The organism is Shewanella sp. GutDb-MelDb, assembly GCF_002836075.1.
In the GTDB taxonomy this organism is placed as follows: domain Bacteria; phylum Pseudomonadota; class Gammaproteobacteria; order Enterobacterales; family Shewanellaceae; genus Shewanella.
The window spans coordinates 1-19,037 of the sequence record NZ_PJBM01000122.1 but is presented as its reverse complement, the minus strand read 5'-3'; the positions used below and the strand labels follow the sequence as shown (position 1 = coordinate 19,037).

At 44.7% G+C, this 19,037-nt stretch carries 19 protein-coding genes; 13 read left to right on the top strand and 6 right to left on the bottom strand.

All coding sequences use genetic code 11. The annotated features are described in order from the left end of the window. Positions 1-185: 185 nt before the first annotated feature. Both CXF82_RS03235 and CXF82_RS03230 read left to right on the top strand, forming a co-directional pair. A complete protein-coding gene (locus CXF82_RS03235; RefSeq protein WP_102043644.1) occupies positions 186-3,455 on the top strand; it encodes an nSTAND1 domain-containing NTPase in 3,270 nt (1,089 codons plus the stop codon). 82 nt (positions 3,456-3,537) lie between these two features. Next, a complete protein-coding gene (locus CXF82_RS03230) occupies positions 3,538-3,912 on the top strand; it encodes a DP-EP family protein (protein WP_102043643.1) in 375 nt (124 codons plus the stop codon). Positions 3,913-4,439: 527 nt separating this feature from the next. Here the strand turns inward: CXF82_RS03230 and CXF82_RS03225 are convergent. Further along, positions 4,440-5,411, bottom strand: coding sequence for a transposase (locus tag CXF82_RS03225; protein WP_101093517.1), 972 nt, complete (start codon positions 5,409-5,411; stop codon positions 4,440-4,442). Between the two features lie 383 nt (positions 5,412-5,794). On the opposite strand from CXF82_RS03225, the gene CXF82_RS03220 reads away from it, so the two are divergent. Together CXF82_RS03220 and CXF82_RS03215 are read left to right on the top strand one after the other, a co-directional pair. Continuing rightward, positions 5,795-6,943 (top strand): sensor domain-containing diguanylate cyclase, encoded by a 1,149-nt coding sequence (locus CXF82_RS03220; RefSeq protein ID WP_101093516.1) that lies wholly within the window; start codon positions 5,795-5,797, stop codon positions 6,941-6,943. Positions 6,944-7,001: 58 nt separating this feature from the next. Beyond that, positions 7,002-7,622, top strand: coding sequence for a hypothetical protein (locus tag CXF82_RS03215; protein WP_102039093.1), 621 nt, complete (start codon positions 7,002-7,004; stop codon positions 7,620-7,622). Positions 7,623-7,663: 41 nt separating this feature from the next. On the opposite strand, the gene CXF82_RS03210 is transcribed toward CXF82_RS03215, so the two are convergent. Both CXF82_RS03210 and CXF82_RS03205 read right to left on the bottom strand, forming a co-directional pair. After that, positions 7,664-8,158, bottom strand: a complete 495-nt coding sequence (locus CXF82_RS03210; RefSeq protein WP_101093514.1) for a peptidylprolyl isomerase — start codon at positions 8,156-8,158, stop codon at positions 7,664-7,666. A 107-nt stretch (positions 8,159-8,265) separates the two neighbouring features. Further along, positions 8,266-9,321 (bottom strand): cysteine synthase A, encoded by a 1,056-nt coding sequence (locus CXF82_RS03205; RefSeq protein ID WP_102039092.1) that lies wholly within the window; start codon positions 9,319-9,321, stop codon positions 8,266-8,268. Between the two features lie 356 nt (positions 9,322-9,677). Here CXF82_RS03205 and CXF82_RS03200 point away from each other — a divergent pair, with 356 nt between their 5' ends. From CXF82_RS03200 to CXF82_RS03170, 7 genes are all read left to right on the top strand, one after another. Further along, positions 9,678-11,225: a S41 family peptidase gene (locus CXF82_RS03200; protein WP_102039091.1), complete on the top strand. Its 1,548-nt coding sequence runs from the start codon at positions 9,678-9,680 to the stop codon at positions 11,223-11,225. Then, on the top strand, positions 11,225-11,611 hold the full coding sequence (locus CXF82_RS03195; RefSeq protein WP_232775166.1) for a hypothetical protein: 387 nt from the start codon (positions 11,225-11,227) through the stop codon (positions 11,609-11,611). Before CXF82_RS03200 ends, CXF82_RS03195 begins: the two co-directional genes overlap by 1 nt. A 212-nt stretch (positions 11,612-11,823) precedes the next feature. After that, entirely contained in the window at positions 11,824-12,456 is a 633-nt protein-coding gene (locus CXF82_RS03190) for a flavin reductase family protein (protein WP_102043642.1), read from the top strand. A gap of 250 nt (positions 12,457-12,706) precedes the next feature. Continuing rightward, a complete protein-coding gene (locus CXF82_RS03185; RefSeq protein WP_101093510.1) occupies positions 12,707-12,958 on the top strand; it encodes a DUF2999 family protein in 252 nt (83 codons plus the stop codon). 302 nt (positions 12,959-13,260) lie between these two features. After that, positions 13,261-13,587 carry an ArsR/SmtB family transcription factor gene (locus CXF82_RS03180; RefSeq protein WP_102043641.1) on the top strand — a complete coding sequence of 109 codons (327 nt, stop codon included), beginning with the start codon at positions 13,261-13,263 and terminating at the stop codon, positions 13,585-13,587. A gap of 68 nt (positions 13,588-13,655) precedes the next feature. Further along, a complete protein-coding gene (locus tag CXF82_RS03175; protein WP_102039088.1) occupies positions 13,656-13,904 on the top strand; it encodes a thioredoxin family protein in 249 nt (82 codons plus the stop codon). A gap of 125 nt (positions 13,905-14,029) precedes the next feature. Beyond that, positions 14,030-15,028, top strand: coding sequence for a permease (locus CXF82_RS03170; protein ID WP_101093507.1), 999 nt, complete (start codon positions 14,030-14,032; stop codon positions 15,026-15,028). A 111-nt stretch (positions 15,029-15,139) separates the two neighbouring features. On the opposite strand, the gene CXF82_RS03165 is transcribed toward CXF82_RS03170, so the two are convergent. Next, positions 15,140-15,631: a MarR family winged helix-turn-helix transcriptional regulator gene (locus tag CXF82_RS03165; protein ID WP_102039087.1), complete on the bottom strand. Its 492-nt coding sequence runs from the start codon at positions 15,629-15,631 to the stop codon at positions 15,140-15,142. A gap of 142 nt (positions 15,632-15,773) precedes the next feature. Here CXF82_RS03165 and CXF82_RS03160 point away from each other — a divergent pair, with 142 nt between their 5' ends. Continuing rightward, complete coding sequence (locus CXF82_RS03160; RefSeq protein ID WP_102039086.1) at positions 15,774-16,655, top strand: DMT family transporter; 882 nt, start codon at positions 15,774-15,776, stop codon at positions 16,653-16,655. 167 nt (positions 16,656-16,822) lie between these two features. On the opposite strand, the gene CXF82_RS03155 is transcribed toward CXF82_RS03160, so the two are convergent. Together CXF82_RS03155 and CXF82_RS03150 are read right to left on the bottom strand one after the other, a co-directional pair. Continuing rightward, positions 16,823-17,335 carry a NifB/NifX family molybdenum-iron cluster-binding protein gene (locus tag CXF82_RS03155; protein WP_102039085.1) on the bottom strand — a complete coding sequence of 171 codons (513 nt, stop codon included), beginning with the start codon at positions 17,333-17,335 and terminating at the stop codon, positions 16,823-16,825. A 9-nt stretch (positions 17,336-17,344) separates the two neighbouring features. Continuing rightward, on the bottom strand, positions 17,345-17,635 hold the full coding sequence (locus CXF82_RS03150; protein WP_102039084.1) for a DUF134 domain-containing protein: 291 nt from the start codon (positions 17,633-17,635) through the stop codon (positions 17,345-17,347). Positions 17,636-18,116: 481 nt separating this feature from the next. Between CXF82_RS03150 and CXF82_RS03145 the strand changes: the two genes are divergently transcribed. After that, positions 18,117-18,791, top strand: coding sequence for a YoaK family protein (locus CXF82_RS03145; RefSeq protein ID WP_101093502.1), 675 nt, complete (start codon positions 18,117-18,119; stop codon positions 18,789-18,791). Positions 18,792-19,037: the final 246 nt, after the last annotated feature.

Sequence of the window (19,037 nt, the reverse complement as noted above, 5' to 3'; positions counted from 1 at the left end):
GCCTGATTTATTAATTTATTTTTGACTAGATACAGGCTAAACCTAATAACGATGACCTAGTGTCAGGCTGCTATACTCAAGCCACTTGGAAATGCAGGCGCTGATATAAATAGCATTCACGTGGGAGCGGTTCTAAGTCGTTTAGGTATAGGTATCACCCTATCAGGACTCAATGGAATGAAACTATGAGTGATCACACTTTTTTCTTTGGTGAATGGCAAGTTGACCCCAATGCAAACAGCTTACGCGCGGGTAAGCAGGTCAAGCAGCTAGAGCCAAAAGCCATGGATGTGCTAAAACTACTTTGCCTACGCGCAGGTGAAGTATTGAGTAGCGATGACATCGTCAATCATTGTTGGCCCAACACCGATGTGGGTGACAATCCACTGCACAAAATCATTAATCAAATACGCCGCGCACTCGGCGACAGCGCCACCTCCCCCATATTCATTGAAACCATTCGTAAACGGGGTTATCGCACATTAGCCGAAGTACGCTTTCCCATTGGCCAAGAAGAGGTAGCCGCTCACCAAAGCTGGCAAAGTGGTTCTCCCTTTCCTGGTTTACAAGCGTATTGCGCCAACTATGCCGACGTATTCTTTGGCCGAGGTAAACAGATCAGCGTGTTGCTGGATAGAATAAGCCAGCAAATTAAGTACGGCAGAGCCTTCTGCCTGACCTTAGGCCCCAGCGGCAGTGGTAAGTCATCACTCATTAATGCAGGCATTATGCCTAACTTAATGACCACCGCCGGTTACAACAGCGTTAAAGTCGCTTCCTATAGTGGTCTTGATTTTGCTGATGTAAGCAGTTCGCAGTTGTTTATTGAACTGGCCAGCGCCATGCTCGATTGGGAGTTAAACGATCTGCCCGTGTTTGACGGTTATAGTGCAGACACCCTTGCAACCACATTGATTGATGAGCCCAATGCCGTCATTAAGCTATGCCAGCAAGCGCTAAAAACGCAAACCAATAACTATACCCATTTCGCGCTATTCATCGATCGACTTGAAATATTACTCTCATCACCGCTGTTTAAAGATGAAGAGCGGCATATCTTTGTCGAGCTTATTGAACACTTAGCCACCTCAGGCACTGTGCTTATCTTAAGTGCTTGTCGTAATGAGTTTTACCCCTTGCTGGTGAACTACCCCACATTAATGGCGGGTAAAAGTCGCGGCGCCCATTTTGACTTAGCACCGCCCTCTCGCAGTGAACTGTTACAGATGATCCGCCTGCCCGCTATCGCAGCCAACTTAACGTGGGACATCGATCCCGATAGCGCCATGCCGCTAGACGAAATGCTTTGTAGCGAAGCTGCCAGCAACCCTGACGCACTGCCAATGCTGCAATATATGTTGCAAGCCTTATACCTAAGGCGCAGCAGCGACGATCAGTTGCAAGTCACTGTGTATCAAGAGCTCGGCGGCATCGAGGGCGCCATAGGTAAAAATGCCGAAGATGCCATTAATGGCTTAACTGAAAAGCAAAAAAACTGCCTGCCGCATGTGTTGTCCTTACTGGTGACCCTAAGAGAAGATGAAGTGTCCATTACCAGCCGCACCGCGCGCTGGTCACAACTGCTCGCTAAATCACAATCAGAATCCGAGTCCGAAAATGCCTTAGTGCAAGCCATGGTCGACAGCCGATTGTTTGTCTCACACCTGCAAAATGGTGAGCCCTGCTTTAGCATTGCCCACGAAGCACTATTAAGGCGTTGGCCGCGCGCCACGAGCTGGATTGATGAGCACAATACTAGCTTGCAGATAAAAAGCCGCTTATATCATCTTGCCAAGCGCTGGCGCAAAGAGCACAAAAATAGCGCCTACCTGCTCGCCGATGGCAAACCTCTCAATGAGGCATTAGCCCTGCAAGATAATCCCTTGTTTACCATTGAACCCCAGGAGCGAGCGTTGATTGCCGCTTCCGCCAAACAACAACGCAGCAAACGCTGGCGTCGACATTTCACCATTGCAGCGCTGTGCGTGCTGTCAGTCGTATCCATAGTGATGAGTTACAAGAGCACCGAAGCGGAAAAAATGGCGCAGCAAAAGCGTTTAGCGGCAGAAAACCTACTCGGCTTTATGGTGGGTGATTTCGCCGACAAGATGCGCGGCATTGGCCGCATGGACCTGCTCGATGGTATTAGTAATAAGGCGCTGGAGTACTTTACTGACGCCAAGCTCAATATCGATAACAACCTAGGCTTTGACGCTAACTTCCAACACGCACAAACCCTTGAGGCCATGGGCGAAGTAGCCTATTCGCGCAACAAGCTCGACGAGGCCAGCACCGCCTTTCATGCCGCTCGCAGCAAGTTAACTGCGTTATTAACTGCCCAGCCACATAATCTAGAACTACTTAAAACCTTAGGCGCCAATGCTTTTTGGATAGGTCAGCTCGATTACGATAAAAGCGATTGGGATGCCGCCAGAGTGTGGTTTGAAAAGTATCTCGCCTACAGCCAGACCATGTTTGATATTGCGCCAGAGGATAATGATGCATTGATGGAGTTATCTTATGCGCAGAGTACGTTGGGGTCTGTGTCGGTAAAACAGCAAGACTTCGCTAGTGCCCAGAAAGGTTTTGAAACCTCGCTAGAGCTAAAACTACAAGCATTGGCTAACAATACAATCAGCTCTCAACTCATTGCTGATGTCACTAATACTCGCTCATGGTTAGCCCGCGCTGTATTGGCACAGGGCGATATTCAAACCTCAATTAAAATACATCAGCAAATCCAACAGCAGTTAAATAATAGTAATAACAGTGACCCATACACCCTCGACCGATTATCCAGTAGTAATCAAATACTTGCGACCCTATTCCATTATCTTGGCCGCCATAACGAAGCTTATTCACAAGCACTGCTGAGCTATCAGACCATAACCGCAGCACTAAAACACGACCCAGAGAATGATGTCTGGCGAGTGCAGCAGTATTACGCCTACTTTATGATGTTGAGATTTATCGACAACCCTAAACATTTGGCAGAGGAGTTTCAGCCCGCGCGGATAGCAATACAGCTAAAATCTGATGAGTCACTTACTAAATCTAAACAGTTTGACATTGTTTGGGCCAAATATCATTTTGCTGCAGCAAGTTATTATCTAAAAACCACGGCTTATAAACAGAGTGCCCAACAAGCACTGCTATCAACTGAGCTTTTTAAACATATAGTCGCAACACAACCTGAAAATAGAATTTATTTAGGTAACTTATCTGCCAGCGAGCTACTGCAAGTACAGATTGCAATGGCCATAAACAATGAACCTTTAAACATGCATTTGTGTCAGCAAGCCAAACAACGAATGCAAAGCATTGTAAAGATAAATAAAGATCCCAAATTTACGATTGCTTATGCCAGAGCGTTAACTTGCCTAGATGAATTAGCCAGTCAACCGGAGCTAATAGGTAACCTAAAAAGCCATGGTATTGAAGTTAATCAATTTTAACGATTGCACCTATAGAGCAGCTAAGTAAAGACCATATATATATTAAATAATCAATTTACCCACCACATCAAAGGAAGATGAAATGCCTAACAATACAACACTCATAGAGTTTACGCTCACAGTCACCCTAAATAATGATAATGTCCCTCAGTTTAACTACACTCAGGACGGTGCCCCTGTTACCGGTAGTCTTGTTGTTAATGAACATACAACAATCCGCTATCATTTGGTTGATCACACCGAAAAGGGGCTTACATTTGTCGGTGCCGCCTTTACCACTCCTTTCGATAACGTGATTGATAGCGTGGAATTAGGTAATGATAGTCAGTTTATAGACCTCGTTGATTCTGATGCAATTGTAGGTAAGACCGGTTTCCGCTTTATACTAACCAATGAACAAAATAGCCTGATGCTATTAAGCCCTGACCCAGAAATTATCAATCGCGGAACAGACTAGTAGCCAATTAAGTATTAATTATGGCCAGCCATAGTTAATCCCGAGGGATGGGGCGTTTCCGCCTCATCCCTTTTTCATATTTTCAAAGCAGCCATAAATTTAAAAGGACTTATAATAAAACCCTCAGTCAAATTTAGCACTGCGACTCTCAACAGATTATTACTCACCAGCTACCGATTAACCACCGCATCCACCGCTCAAGCGGTGACGCAACAAAAGAGAATAAATAAGCCAGCCATTGTTAATCAATAACATACGAAGCAAGTAATGAATATTGGGACTCTGGATATTTCACTGCACAAATAGATTAGCCAGCCACTGTTAATCAATAACATACGAAGCGAATAGAGAAATATTTGGACTCTGGATGTTTCACTGTGCTGCTGGTGCTTTAGAAAGGGCTATATTTTTTGTGAAGAGTGAAAGATGACTGATTTATCGTGAAATTGTTGATTTACAGGTGCGGAGTTTCAGCTCTGTTGATTTTCAGAGAAAGCAGCTTTAGAGTTTTGAGATGGAATCTAACCTTATTGCAGATACTGACAACTACTCGAAAAATGCCGTCGCCTTTTATCTAGATGTTCGCAGTAGGTGCTTAGTTCCTGCAACGTTCCTACTGGGCCGTGGAAAAGACTGCCAAATTCAGTGGTTATTTTCAGCCAGTTGGCAGTAGGTATATTCAGTCGATGCAATATCTTTTGTGCATTCGCAGATATTGATCCTCGCTTACCATCACGAATAATTCGTCCTGTTTCGTCAACCAATTCAAGATAATCATTCAGGCTGAATGCGATGCCTTTAGGTTGATGTTGGTGCTCGTTACCAATAAATGGCAGTAAGTTTGTGGGTTGTTTACCGTTTAATGCCGCTTTAACACGCAGTTGCAAACTGGTGTGATCTGAAGATTCAGGCGTATTGGCCATTTTGGCTCGAATGGGGTTGAGCTCAACATAAGCCATGCAGGCCAGCACTGCAGCTTCATCAAGTAATGCTTGCGATTTAAAACGCCCTTCCCAGAAATGTCCGCTGCAGTTGTCTTCAAGATTAGCTTGCCGTGCTATGGGCTCATTGAGGCAGCGCATAAACCAACTAATGTCGCAAAGCCTTGAACGGTAAGTTGCGATAGCATGCTTTAGTTGAGCAACTAAATAGTCATCAATCACCTCGCCTTTAACAAACTTTTGCGTCAACGGCGTTCCATTGAATAATTTATGCCACTGCTCTACGACCTCTCTATCGGACCAGTTATTAACGGTTTCAACATCAATATAAAGTACTAAATGCAAATGGTTACTCATCACTGCATAAGCTGCGACATCAATGGCAAAGACCTCTGTAAGTTTGAGTATTTGCGCTTCTACCCAACCTCGCCGATGGTCGTAGTTTTTACCCGTGTATTTATCATCGCCACAGAGAAAAGCACGTCGAACCACACGGCTGCAACAATGGTAAAAAGGAGTGTCTTCAAGACTAATTTGCGTTCTTCGTGGACGGGGCATGGCAACCTCCTACATAAGCTCATTGTTCAAGTTTAGTCGGCAGGCTGCAAACATGCGATTATTCATGGGTGGCCATATTTTCCTTTCCCTCTGCTGCACCTAGCACCTAGCACCTAGCACCTAGCACCTAGCACCTAGCACCTAGCACCGAACCTAAATACTCAAGCTAATAGCCTACAAACTAATACTTTTATCTATAGCCACGAGCAAATCTAGCACTTTAAGTTGACACCTTAACATCAAGATTAAGAACAAAACCACATAGTAACAATGACTTAATTAGGAAGGTTGCCGAAAGGTAAAGTATTTCCCCTTTAGCTAAAGTATTAACTCAATTGACGTGGGCTAAGCGTTAAATTAATCATTTAAAAGGGATATTTGCTATGTTGGCGACTCCAACGGATACCGTTTCTAAGGCAGCTGTAAGCTCAGCGCTCTCGATGGCGACGACTATTGCGACGAGCAAAAACAGCGCGACTGTCGCGTCGCAGCCGACCGCTATTATCGCCAATACCGCTATCAGCGATGGCCCTACAGAGCACGCTGCCACCAGTGAAACATTACCTTTTAAGCCGATAGCCGTCGCCAGCCAGCTTCAAAGCACCCACCTGCAACCCCTTAAGATGATGGTTAATCTGCTTATGGAAGCCATAGTCGTCGTCGACGAACACGGCACCATTCAACTTATCAACGAGCATGCTCTCGACTTATTGATTGGCGAAGATCTCAGTAGTGAACAGCTCAATACTAATCAATCGATGACAACACCAACATTGATTGGCCAGCAGTGGCAAAACTATTTATTAGAGCCACAAAAAACCCTTTACCAAAAAATGATTATCGAATCACGTACCGGTAGCCGCCCACTAAACCACGCACCAGCAGAGACCACGCTGCGGTTACCAAACGATGTCAGCAAAGATGTCGAGGTGTCGATAACACATTTTGCATTAAGCACGCCCCTGTTTGCCATTGTGATTAGAGATCTGACTAAGTATCGCGCCGAATATAAACAGCTACACCAATGGGCATCCACCGACTGCTTAACCAAGCTAGCCAATCGTCGTGTGTTTGATTCTGAAATACAAAGCCACTGGAAAACCTGTGTCGATAAAGGTCGCCCGGTGAGTGTTTTGATTATCGATATTGACCACTTTAAGTCTTTTAACGATAAATACGGCCATATATTAGGTGACTACTGTTTACAGAAAATAGCCAGAGCAATTGAAGCCTCATTACCGAATTTAGATTGCACCGCTGCCCGCTATGGTGGCGAAGAGTTTGCCATTATTCTGCCCAATAGCAATGCTAGGCAGGTAGCGCAAACCGCACGACTGATTCAAAAGAACATTAACGACTTAAGCTACATGGATATCGGTCTTGATGCATCTGTTTCGGTCAGTGTGAGCCAAGGACACGCTAGCGAAATTAATGGACAATTTAGAACCAGCACTGCATTGCTATGCGCCGCAGACACCGCGCTTTATCGCGCCAAAGCCGATGGACGTAACCGAATTAATGCTTGTGTGTAATGCTAACTAACGAGGCGAACAGCTAAGCCGAAACGCCCTATATTGATCAGGAGTTAAGATGCGATATGACCCTAACAAGTATCAGATACTGCAGCTGCCGAGCCCATTACTACTGTTTTGGGCCATCAATCCCGTATTGGCAATTAACGAATTAGTATTAGGTCAACGGCTTCCCAAGGTCACGCTCATTGAAAAACACAGTAAGCAGCCATTATTAGCCAGACAAGTTGTTCCCTGCCCACATTGCCATGCGATGAATCCAGGCATGTTATGGAGTAATGGCAATGCATTCGGCCATTGGTTTGGCTATGTTTGCCCAGAATGCAGTGGCGTTATCCCCTGTTTATGGAATTTCACCAGCTTATTGCTACTGACACTGAGTGCACCACTATGGTGGTTGATGAAGCAACCGCTTAAGAGACGCTCGCTCGCAAGAAGCTATCAAAAAGTAACCGCAATGAAAGCCAACCCTCCTACACCTAATAAAAATCACTGTTCCATAAAAATCGGACAAGCTTTTGCGGTTACGATATTTCTGCTGATGCTGTTGATACCGACCAACGAGCCAAGTTGGAGCTTGCAGCAAGCGGGTATAAGTCTGCTGCTAAGCAGCTTTTTAGGGGTTATGTTTGCACAGCTGATGGCGTTAATCATGTCGCGATCAAAAAAGCGCTATTGATATTAGCGCTTTAATGAGTAAGTGGTTTTAGGCGGGAGTGATTAATCCTTAATAGTGACCTTTTCGATAATGATTTGCTCTTTAGGCACGTCGTCATGACCTGCTTGAGAAACCGTTTTAGCTCGACCTATTTTAGTGACCACATCCATTCCCGCCGTTACCTTACCAAACACAGCATAACCCCAGCCTGCATTAGTCGTCGCGGTATAATCAAGAAATGCATTGTCGCCTAAATTAATAAAAAACTGACCAGTAGCAGAGTGCGGTGCATCAGTACGTGCCATCGCAAGCGTACCTCTGAGGTTTTTAAGGCCTCGATTGGCTTCATTGACAATAGCAGCACGGGTTGGCTTTTCTTCCATTTCAGCAGTAAAACCACCGCCTTGTGCCATAAAACCTTTAATCACCCGATGAAAAATGGTGCCTTGGTAAAAACCATCTTCACAATATTTGAGGAAGTTTTTAGCGCTAACGGGGGCTTTGTCGAAATCGAGCTCTATCTCAATATCGCCAAAGTTAGTGGTAAAAATAATCATATCAACTCGCAAGCCGCAAAAAAGAGCGCATAGTATACCTTGTGTTGCTAGCCTCTATCTCGATTTTGCACTTCTTTAAAGCAAAAGTGCACATCGCTCTCAGCGAGTTAACGCGCGACATTAACCACCGCCTCACTAGCTTGGTTTTTATATCGCTGAAACATCTCTTCAAGCGACTCAATCGGTTGATTAAAGCCTTTGCTATTAAGAAACTCTGCGTTATACAGCTTGGACGAAGAACGCTCTGCTAAGTCACAGTAAAAAGTCACAATCGTATTGCCCTTGCCCATTTTCGCCGCGGCGTAGAGTGCCCCTGCAACATTCAGCGCAGCACTGCTGCCGAGCACAATGCCATCCTCACGCTGAACATGACGTGCGATGGCAATAAGGTCGAGATCGGGCAAGGTGATCGCTTTATCGACTTTAGCCTGCTTAAAGTTCTCAACAAGGCGCATGATCCCTATCCCTTCGGTAAACGAACTGCCGCTTGATACATACTCACCTGATTTTAGGTAGGCATATATGCCGGAACCGTCGGGATCAACCAACCATGTTTGCAACGCTGGATTTTGTTCTGATAAATAACGAGAGTTACCCGCAATTGTGCCGCCAGTGCCCGCCACCGACACTAGCGCATCGATATTGCCATTGGTTTGCTGCCAGATCTCCGGCCCAGTGTGCTGATAATGCGCTTTGCTGTTGCTGGTATTCTCAAATTGATCGGCCCACCAATAATCATCATTAGCCTCCGCCAAACGCTTTGCCGTATGGTAAAAATGATCGGGGTTGGCAAATGGGCAAGCATCAACCAACATCAGTTTGGCACCGTGTAGAGTGATCATCTGCTCTTTTTCTGACGCTTGGCCTCGCGGCATCACCGCCAACATGTTGAACCCCAGTGCTTTAGCCACCAACGCTAAACCAATACCCGTGTTACCCGCTGTACCTTCAACAATCGTCATGCCCGGCTTTAGCTTGCCATTTTCAATGGCATCGGTAACCAACTGCAGTGCAGCACGATCTTTAATCGAACCACCTGGATTTTGTTGCTCACATTTAATTAAAATTTCACAGCCACTCAGCGTAGATAAGCTGTCGATCCGCAGCAGATCGGTATGACCTATAAGCTGGGTGATATTGCTCGATAATGAGGGATATTCCATAGATTGCCTTATCTGTTAGCAGTAATAATAAAGACTAGGCCCAACTGCTATTAAGCAGGTTGCGACAACAAGCATCGCGGTATAGCTGTTATGGCCAATGATGATAGTGGGCAAACAATTAATAATACGTCTTTATCTAAGGTAGCACAGGATGAAAGTACAATTTGCTTGTAATCATAGCCCCACACTAAGGGGGGCTGATCAGGCATTGGCAAGATCAACCATCAAACCCCAACATTAAGGCTTACATTATTGCGAATTTACATTACAAATTGTTTCATTTGTAATAAAGTTGCAACCTCTACTAATTGCATTCCTGTTTGTTAAAACATATTAGCAAAACCAAAGGATTATTTATGATGTTGGGTTCAACAAAATTACTGCTGCTAGTTATCGTCACTACACTTGGCTTATCCGCTTGTGGTGGGGGAGACTCTAGCGAAACTTGGGTGCAAGGTCAGTTTGCTAGTGACTCTAGTTTAGTTAACCAATGCAGAGCCAATCAAACCGGTAGCGCAGAGACTGAAAAGCTTTGGTTACGTTCGTGGAGCAACGATACTTACCTTTGGTATAGCGAGATTATCGATCGTGATCCCGCTCCTTATTCAGTTGCAGAGTATTTTAAGCTTTTGATAACAGAGGAGCAGTCAGATTCGGGTAATGACAAAGATAACTTCCACTTTTCAATGTCTACCGCTGAATGGGAGGATCTGAATCAATCTGGTGCTTCAGTAGGCTACGGTCTCAATTTTAAACTCACTAACGCTTCCCAAAGCGGTGCCCGTAAAGTGACGGTGACTTATAATGAGCCTGACTCTCCCGCCAGTGCTGCTAATGTCTCTCGCGGTACCGTTATTGTAGAAATTGATGGCGTGAGTGTCAGAGATGCCGCCGATAGCGCCAGTATCGACATCATCAATGCTGGCCTATTTCCAAGCCAAAATGGTAAGCAAACTGTCTTTACCGTGCGCGATCTTGACGCTGCAACCGATCGAACGGTAATGTTAACCGCACAAACAATAGTCTCGACCCCGGTGAAAAATACTAAAACTATTCAAACCACTAGCGGTAAAGTGGGTTATCTGCAGTTTAATGCGCATATTGCCACCGCTGAACGCGGGCTATTTGATGCTGTGACCACATTGAGCCAAGCAGGTATTAACGATCTGGTCATCGACCTTAGGTATAACGGCGGGGGATTACTCGCGATGGCGAGCCAACTCGGCTACATGATTGCCGGTAAAGATGCCACCACCAACCGCACCTTTGAAGAAACCAGCTTCAATGACAAATATCCAAATACCAACCCAGTGAACAATCAGGCCTTATCGCCCATGCCCTTTATAGACGAAACACTGGGGTTTAATACTGCATTACTCACTGGCGGTTCCACACTTCCAACACTCGATCTTAAACGAGTGTATGTGCTTACGACCTCAAGTACTTGCTCTGCTAGTGAAGCGTTAATGAACGGTTTACGCGGTGTCGATATCGAAGTCATTCAATTAGGCGGCACAACCTGTGGTAAACCCTACGGTTTTTATCCAACACCTAACTGTGGCACCACCTACTTTACGATTCAGTTTAAAGGCGTGAATGACAAGGGGTTTGGTGAATACTCTGACGGCTTTGTGCCTTCGACTAGCCCAACACTCGCCAGTGAGGTTCAAGGTTGTATGCTTGATGATGATTTAGGGCATGCACTGGGTGATACGGATGAACGCCTATTAAGTGCTGCGCTTTATTATCGAGATAACGAGCGCTGCCCAGCAGTTGCCGCTGGCGTTGCTCGCTCTCAAGCCGTCAATGAATTTATCGATGAAGGCTTTATGCTAAAAGATGAGCGTAACCAGTCGTTCTTGCAAAACAACCGTATCATTATCGATATGAAAGGAGCTTTATAATGCTACGGCGAGTGTTTGGCACCGTGCTTACAATGGGCGTGATCGGCCTAGGTGGCTGCGGTGCTTTTGCTGAAAATGACACTAAAGCGGTACCTGCCGTATTAGTATCATCGACTGCCAATAACACTCGCCTGCTCGAGCAAGCCATTGCCAGTTTACTCAAGGCTAACAAGATACAAATAGGCCAAACAGCATTTACTCAAAGCAGTTTGCTGGCCATTGAACGTGCGCCCCATAAAGACCCTAGTGGCCAATTAATTATGGGCAGAAACGATGAGATGCCACAAATGGTGCAGCTGATGATCCAAGCTGACGTTTGCTCCATTAAACTGCCAGACAGTGATGAAACAAGGGCTTTGCCCGAGCTAAAATGCCAAGCTGAATAGGTTATCCAATAACGAAAAAAACGTCTTTTTAGACGTTTTTTTTGCGTGCAAAAAAGAGTCGCTACAAATTACGTGATTGATTCAACCTTAAATTTTCAGTCAATATTCGCATCCTTATGAGTATCAGTAATGGGCCAGTACTGGCTGGTTGACAATACCGCGAGAAGTTGAGACGTTGAACCATCACTGACAGCCATCACGGAAAGATAACGATGAACGATGATAACCGCTACTTTTACGAACCCAGTAAAGGCCATGGACTGCCCCACGATCCGTTAAGTGCAATTATAGGTCCGCGGCCCATTGGTTGGATCTCATCGAGGAACGCTCAAGGGCAGCGCAATCTTGCTCCCTACAGCTTTTTTAACTGCTTTAACTATCGCCCACCCATTATTGGTTTTTCCAGCATCGGTTGGAAAGACAGTGTCGCCAATATAGCTGAGACCAAAGAGTTTATCTGGAATTTAGCCACCAGAGAGCTTGCCGAGAAAATGAATCAAAGCTCAGTCGTTTTACCTAACTCCGAAGATGAATTCAATTTTTCTGGGCTCACTGCAACACCAGGAACGATTGTAGCTGCCGATCGCGTAGTTGAAAGCCCAGTCAATTTTGAATGTAAGCTCTCGCAGCTCATTCAACTACAAGGCGCTAATGGTGATAAAATTGATAGCTGGTTAGTCTTAGGGGAAGTGGTTGCCGTGCATATTGCCAAACACCTACTTAGCGCCCAGGGTGAATACCTAACCTCAGATGCCGAGCCAATATTACGCGCTGGTGGCCCCACTGCTTACTACAGCATCACCGAAGCAAACCGCTTCGATTTACAACGCCCTAAAGCGCCTTAATCTAACTGAATACCGTGTCTGCAAAAATGTGCCTAGGCTTAAAAGGGAATAACACTTTTTTCACCAATGCACCTTGAGTGGAAAAGTCTGAGGCACTCTGAATTGGTCAAATACTTAAGGTAATTGGTATTACTCCTCTTCGATACGGTTCAACATCAGATAATTTTATTTTACCAAAGCGTCGAATTAGCTGTCATGAGTGATAGAATCCCCCCTCTATTTTACTTAATTTGCATATGAAGGCAGTTCAATGAATCCGATTCTTGCTATCTTAAAAGAACACAATATCAGTGACGCACAAATCAGTGAGCTGTTCCAAACACTGACTGAAAATCCAATGATGGCGATGGCGACCGTTGGCCAGTTAGGTATTCCAGCAGAAAAGCTGCAACAGATGATGGGCTTAGTAATGCAAGCGCCAGGCCTAATTAAAGAAGCTGTCACCGAACTTGGATTAGATTTTTCAAAAGTTGAAGCAGCAAAAGCTCAGTTACAACAGTAACAAAAAAGATTTTTGTGGGAAGAGAGTTAATCAACTCTCCTTCCCCACACCTCCAAACAAGTCACCGCCCTCGATATTTATCTTCAAAAGCTCACTGTTAATCTCCGTCACAATCCATTGTTCCCTAACAGCCATTAACAACCTATTAGACTTATCCTCTTGTTTGCAAACTTACTAGAACTGTTCCCTCGGTCACGATAATCAATAAAATTTTTACGCTATACTTGCACCATAACACTTGGTCACTTTGCCAAATGATAAAGTATTGAACGCCTATCGGGTTACCCACGAAGGACATTGGTATGACAGAACAGGAACAACTGCGACTAACTGCTCGTGCAGCAGTGCTCAAAGCGCTGGCGCATCCAACACGTCTATGGCTGTTAGAACAATTACAGCAACAAGAGCATTGCGTTTGCGATCTCACCGATGGTGTTAACGCCGATATTTCAACGGTATCTAAACATTTATCGGTATTAAAACAGGCGGGAATTATCAGTAGCCGCCGCGATGGAAAAAAGATCTTCTATCGCCTTGAAACCCCTTGCCTATTAAAAATGTTTGGCTGTGTTGAGGCGGTATTGGAAAAGAATGCCAAAGCCCAAGCCGGATTGCTTAAGCCCTCTTAAACAGTACACACTTTGCTAAGTGTTAATCGCAATAATCTACGTACATTAATTAAAAATGGGACAACAATATGAAAATTGAAATATTAGGAAGTGGTTGTAAAAAGTGCACCAACTTAGCCGCCGATGTAGAGCAAGTTGCCAAGGGATTAGCGCTAGACTTTGAACTTGAAAAGGTCACCGATATGACAACCATTCTAGATTATGGTGTCATGTCGACACCCGCTATTGTCATTAATGGCGTGGTAATGAGCGCGGGGAACGTGCCTTCCCATGCTGAAATTGAGCTGTTATTACATCAAGCTAACAACACTCAATAAGCGTCTGTCACTATTTATCTATAGCTCGTCATCGGTAAATAGTCATCAGTGGGCTAGCAAGAGAGCGCTAGTGACAGCTAACGACGATTGCTAACTTTCTCTAACCCCTTTAGCGAGGTAAACCAATGTTGATTTGGTTTTCAGTACTTGCCGATTGGCTGGTTTATGATTTATTAGGCTTATCCAGCCAAAACCAACTTGGCCAAGCGGTACATTTTTTTGTTGAAGACACCACCAAGATATTTGCCCTGCTGATTGTGATGATCTATGCCATTGGCTGGTTACGAGCGTCACTTAATGTTGAACGAGTACGTGACTATTTATCAGGTAAACCCAAACTGGTCGGTTATGGTTTAGGATCTGGATTTGGCGCAATTACCCCCTTTTGCTCCTGTTCAAGTATTCCGGTGTTTTTAGGCTTCACCTCCGCGGGCATCCCCATCGGTATTACCATGGCCTTTTTGCTCACCTCCCCTTTGATTAATGAAGTTGCGATTCTATTACTGTTCAGCTTATTAGGGTTAAAAGTCACGCTGTTATACGTCTTAACGGGCATAACCATAGGGATATTGGGTGGCGCGCTACTCGACTTATTAAAAGCCGAGCGATGGTTACAACCCTTAGCCGCTAAAGCCTATGCTAGAGGCCAACTATCGACCGCAACAGCAATACCACCAGGCCAATCATCGACCCAAGCTGCTAGCACGATGGGCTGGCAACAGCGACATCAGTTTGCTAAGTCTGAAACGGTTGAGATATTTGGACGAGTATGGAAATGGGTCATTATCGGTGTAGGCATAGGCGCGGCGCTGCATGGGTTTGTCCCAGCAGGCTGGTTAGAAGCCAATTTAGGTGATGGCCAATGGTGGTCTGTTCCGCTTGCAGTATTAATGGGGATCCCACTGTATGCCAATGCGACTGGCGTAATACCCGTATTAGAAAGCTTGTTGCTACAAGGCGTGCCATTAGGAACGACACTGGCATTTTGCATGAGTACTGTTGCTGTTAGCTTCCCAGAATTTGTGATGTTAAAGCAAGTAATGCAATGGCGTTTATTGGCACTTTTATTTGTACTGCTACTGGTGTCATTTACCATTCTAGGTTGGGTGTTAAATCTGGTTTAACGGCTAGCTAGCAAGGTTATGGTTTACTTAACGTCGCCTTAGGCCCCAAAGATGATTTATCACATCATCTACAACCATTATCCCCTCTTTTAAAAGAGAGGGGGTTTTCTACTACTGACCGCCTTCAAAAGCGGCTAACCACGTTTTGAGCAGTTGATTTAATTCCGGCTTTTCTGCATCTGATAACTGCTGAACTAACTGATGCTGAATACGCACATGCTCTTCAATCGCTTCATCAATAATAGCAAAGCCTTTTTCGGTCAAACCAACAGAAACACTACGGCGATCTTCAGTGCTGTGCACCCGTTCAATAAAACCCTTAGATTCAAGCTTATCTAAACGATTTGTCATCGCGCCAGAGGTCAACATCATCGACGACAACAAGGCTGACGGGGTCAAGTTAAAAGGTTCGCCAGAGCGACGCAGTGTCGCGAGCACATCAAACTCCCCCAATGTTAGCCCATATTGTTTATGACAAGCTGCGATTTCTGCTTCAATATGCTTTTGCAAACGCATTATGCGTCCAAAAATTTCCATCGGTAGCGTTTGCAAGTGTGGCTTTTCTTCGCCCCATTGTGCGACGACTTTATCGATATCATCCATTTCACACCATACTCTGTTTGTTAAACGGCTAAATTAAACTTAACGCAAAGATACTTTATAAGAAGATACTTTACAAAAATAAATTAGAGGTTCACAATCAGCTTATATCTTTACGTGAAGATACTTAACTCTAAGGTAGTATATGAATATTTTTCTAGCCATGATCCCCGCCTTTTTTTGGGGGACGACTTATGCCATGACGCAGTTTACGCTGCCTGACTGGCCCCCTTTATTGCTCGGTGCCATTCGTGCTTTGCCAGCAGGACTGATCTTACTAGCCCTTAAGCCTAGCCTGCCCAAGAAAGCGGATTGGTCTGTACTGATTAAGTTAGGCGCCATCAACATTGCCGCATTCTTTAGTTTGATTTTTATTATGGCGCTCACGTTACCCTCGGCGATTTCGGGCGTAGGCATGATTTCGGTGCCTGTTTTTGCGATGCTTTTTCATTGGGTGATAAGTAAAAAACGCCCTAATTCACTGCAGGCTGTATTTGGCGCGGTGTTAATCATCTTGGCTTGGAAGCTATTTGACCCCAGTGCTATCACGTTAAATCCGCTCGGATTACTGGCTATGTTTGCCGCTATTAGCTGCATTGTAGTTGGCAGCACCATTATTAAAGCACTCGGGACACGCATTCATTGGTGGACGGTATTAACTTGGCAGTTGATTATTGGTGGGCTGTTACTGTTAGTTGCAGCGTTCATTCATGCACTGTTTTCACCTGAGCAATATGTCAGTGTCATTCAGCAGTTTAGTATGACTAACGGCTTTGGATTGGGCTGGATAATTCTGCTTAATACCGTGCTGGGTTACATCATGTATGTATGGTTATTACAGCGTATGACGGTAGTCGACTTTACCTTTGGCGGCATCGCCAACCCGGTAGCAGGCATTGTGAGTGGCATGGTTTTGTTAGGAGAGTCATTTACTCCACATCAGTATTTATTGATGGCCAGCATGATCCTAGCGTCTATCGCCCCCACCTTAATCCAAATGCTCCGCCAACGTATTAGGGGCAGTTGAAAACCTTGCTTATTAAATTAAGTGACAATAACAACAAACATCAACGGTAGCGTTAAAGCTACCGTTGATGCCACCATTAATAACGACCTTGTCATTAAACTCGTACCTTGCGTTCAAAACCCTCCACTTGCTACAAAGAGAGCTAGCGCTATTACTTGAAGGTGAAGCTAGTTTATCGGTCTAAATCCAGCGTAACTCACTTTTACACCCTGGGTTGCACTCTCTATTCCGCTATCTGGAGCCACCTTACTCAATAAAGGCTGTGGCTCAGCACCACCACTGCAGCCGCACCCACCGCCTGTACTGCCACAGCAACCGTCTTTTTTTAGATGATTAAGCGAGGCTCTGCCCTCTGATGCATTAAGCAGTCGAAGACTCACATCGCTACAGCTTGTTAATAGCTGCTCAATGCCTAAGGTGTTATCACCTTGACTCACGCTTATTCCAGCATCGAGTAATTTACCCAGCATGCGTTCGCCAATATTTTGCACCATTACAATATCGGCTTTTTGCTCTTTGATTAGATTCAGCATTGCTTTTTTTGCACTACAACCACCAGCCAATGCCGGGTTGTCAAAACTCGTCACCAGATGATGATATTCATTAAAAAAGCCAATACGTTGTGCTTTAGTAAAGTGGCCTGCGAGTCGACCTCGACTCATTGGCATTGCAATAATCATAAAACTTCCTTATTGGGTGTTGGCCGATTGAGGGAGCACCAGCGCATGACCTTGAGTGATAGCCCTTGCCACCTTTTGCCGCGCACTAGCGAGTAAATAACCAAATGTTTGCCGTGAGATCCCCATCGATGCCGCGGCGTCAATTTGGCTCATCTTCTTCACATCGCCCAAACTCAACGCCTCAAACTCATCGGCGTCGAGTTGAATTTTTTCGAGTTCGACGGACGGAACACCATTAGGTTTAAACAGGCTATAGGGTGCGCAACAGGATAAGTGTCGACATTTTTTGGGTCTGGACATAAATCAGCCTAATCAACGGATATAGATGAAACAGCCATTCTTCATCGCTGCCTTAGTTATTGGCCTACGCCAATAACTGTATGGTATTGCAATCACCCAACAACAAACTGTGGCTTAGTTCACACTGGTCAATATTCGCACTCGCTTAACCTTATCGGAGAATATGCATTTATTAACGCGCAATTGCCCGCTATAAAACAGGTAATAAACGATTCAGATATTGGACTAGGGTTAGGTGAATATTCACAGCCTTAGTTCTAGCGATAAGTTAGTAACGAATGACTGCGGTTTTGCGATCGACTAAACAGTTGAGCCCTTTGATAGACGGTAAAATACTCACAGCGAAAACAAGCCGCTTTGATGGTTAAATCAACCTTCACACATTGCGACATAACACTATTAGTCTCTACGCTATACAAACTGGCCATTACGCTCTCAGCAAATAAATCATCGACTTACCGCGCTCAAATCTGGAGTTCATGTGATATCAAAATTACCCAAATGGGTTGAATATGGCGCCTTTATTCTTGCGCTGACAGCAGGCTGTATCAATGCGATTGGATTGATGGGGTTTGAGCATCAATCGGTATCTCACCTATCTGGCACCGCCACTTTAGTTGGCACCCAGTTACTGAACTCATCACCTAAAATGTTGTTTCATCTTATTGGGCTCCTTGTCAGTTTTATGCTGGGCGCCACATTATCGGGTGCACTGCTATCTGGGAGCTCAGTTAAACTTGGCCGCCATTACGATACCTTGCTTATTATCGAAGCCTCACTGCTTCTTTTTGCTATTTATTTTCTGCAAGGGGGGACCTATTTTGGCCACTATCTGGCATCTGCGGCCTGTGGATTGCAAAATGCGTTGGCGACAACCTATAGTGGCGCGATTGTCAGAACAACACATGTCACGGGGATATTTACAGATCTTGGGATCATGTTAGGAGGTTGGTTCAAAGGGGAAATTTTTGATAAACGCAAAGCGGTACTGTTTTTACTTATCATCACAGGCTTTATCTGTGGTGGCACAATAGGCGCGGTGCTATTTCACCATTTTCAATTCTACGCGCTCAGTATTCCCGCTGGGATCTGCATCATTTTAGCCATCAGCTATCGTCTATATAAAGTAAAAACGGCTATCATCACTATAAAGTAACAGTACAAACTCAGCCCATTATCTCTCTAATTTTGATAAAAAATAACGCTTTATCAATGGTAAAGAACACCTATAAATCACTTATATTGGCGCTTTTAGCACCTAAAATTATCTCCTGAAGCATTGCAGTAAAGATTCATCAGCAAACAAGTATGCTAGGCGAAACTCATTAGCTTTAGAATCGAGAACCTCAACGACACTATGCCAATTTATAACAGAAAAAACGGATCTAGAATCAGAAAAACA

Bases quoted from the DNA above. Each gene is read 5' to 3' on its own strand.
- CXF82_RS03235 (WP_102043644.1), top strand. From the start codon at position 186: ATGAGTGATCACACTTTTTTCTTTGGTGAATGGCAAGTTGACCCCAAT.
- CXF82_RS03230 (WP_102043643.1), top strand. From the start codon at position 3,538: ATGCCTAACAATACAACACTCATAGAGTTTACGCTCACAGTCACCCTA.
- CXF82_RS03225 (WP_101093517.1), bottom strand. From the start codon at position 5,411: ATGCCCCGTCCACGAAGAACGCAAATTAGTCTTGAAGACACTCCTTTT.
- CXF82_RS03220 (WP_101093516.1), top strand. From the start codon at position 5,795: ATGTTGGCGACTCCAACGGATACCGTTTCTAAGGCAGCTGTAAGCTCA.
- CXF82_RS03215 (WP_102039093.1), top strand. From the start codon at position 7,002: ATGCGATATGACCCTAACAAGTATCAGATACTGCAGCTGCCGAGCCCA.
- CXF82_RS03210 (WP_101093514.1), bottom strand. From the start codon at position 8,158: ATGATTATTTTTACCACTAACTTTGGCGATATTGAGATAGAGCTCGAT.
- CXF82_RS03205 (WP_102039092.1), bottom strand. From the start codon at position 9,321: ATGGAATATCCCTCATTATCGAGCAATATCACCCAGCTTATAGGTCAT.
- CXF82_RS03200 (WP_102039091.1), top strand. From the start codon at position 9,678: ATGATGTTGGGTTCAACAAAATTACTGCTGCTAGTTATCGTCACTACA.
- CXF82_RS03195 (WP_232775166.1), top strand. From the start codon at position 11,225: ATGCTACGGCGAGTGTTTGGCACCGTGCTTACAATGGGCGTGATCGGC.
- CXF82_RS03190 (WP_102043642.1), top strand. From the start codon at position 11,824: ATGAACGATGATAACCGCTACTTTTACGAACCCAGTAAAGGCCATGGA.
- CXF82_RS03185 (WP_101093510.1), top strand. From the start codon at position 12,707: ATGAATCCGATTCTTGCTATCTTAAAAGAACACAATATCAGTGACGCA.
- CXF82_RS03180 (WP_102043641.1), top strand. From the start codon at position 13,261: ATGACAGAACAGGAACAACTGCGACTAACTGCTCGTGCAGCAGTGCTC.
- CXF82_RS03175 (WP_102039088.1), top strand. From the start codon at position 13,656: ATGAAAATTGAAATATTAGGAAGTGGTTGTAAAAAGTGCACCAACTTA.
- CXF82_RS03170 (WP_101093507.1), top strand. From the start codon at position 14,030: ATGTTGATTTGGTTTTCAGTACTTGCCGATTGGCTGGTTTATGATTTA.
- CXF82_RS03165 (WP_102039087.1), bottom strand. From the start codon at position 15,631: ATGGATGATATCGATAAAGTCGTCGCACAATGGGGCGAAGAAAAGCCA.
- CXF82_RS03160 (WP_102039086.1), top strand. From the start codon at position 15,774: ATGAATATTTTTCTAGCCATGATCCCCGCCTTTTTTTGGGGGACGACT.
- CXF82_RS03155 (WP_102039085.1), bottom strand. From the start codon at position 17,335: ATGATTATTGCAATGCCAATGAGTCGAGGTCGACTCGCAGGCCACTTT.
- CXF82_RS03150 (WP_102039084.1), bottom strand. From the start codon at position 17,635: ATGTCCAGACCCAAAAAATGTCGACACTTATCCTGTTGCGCACCCTAT.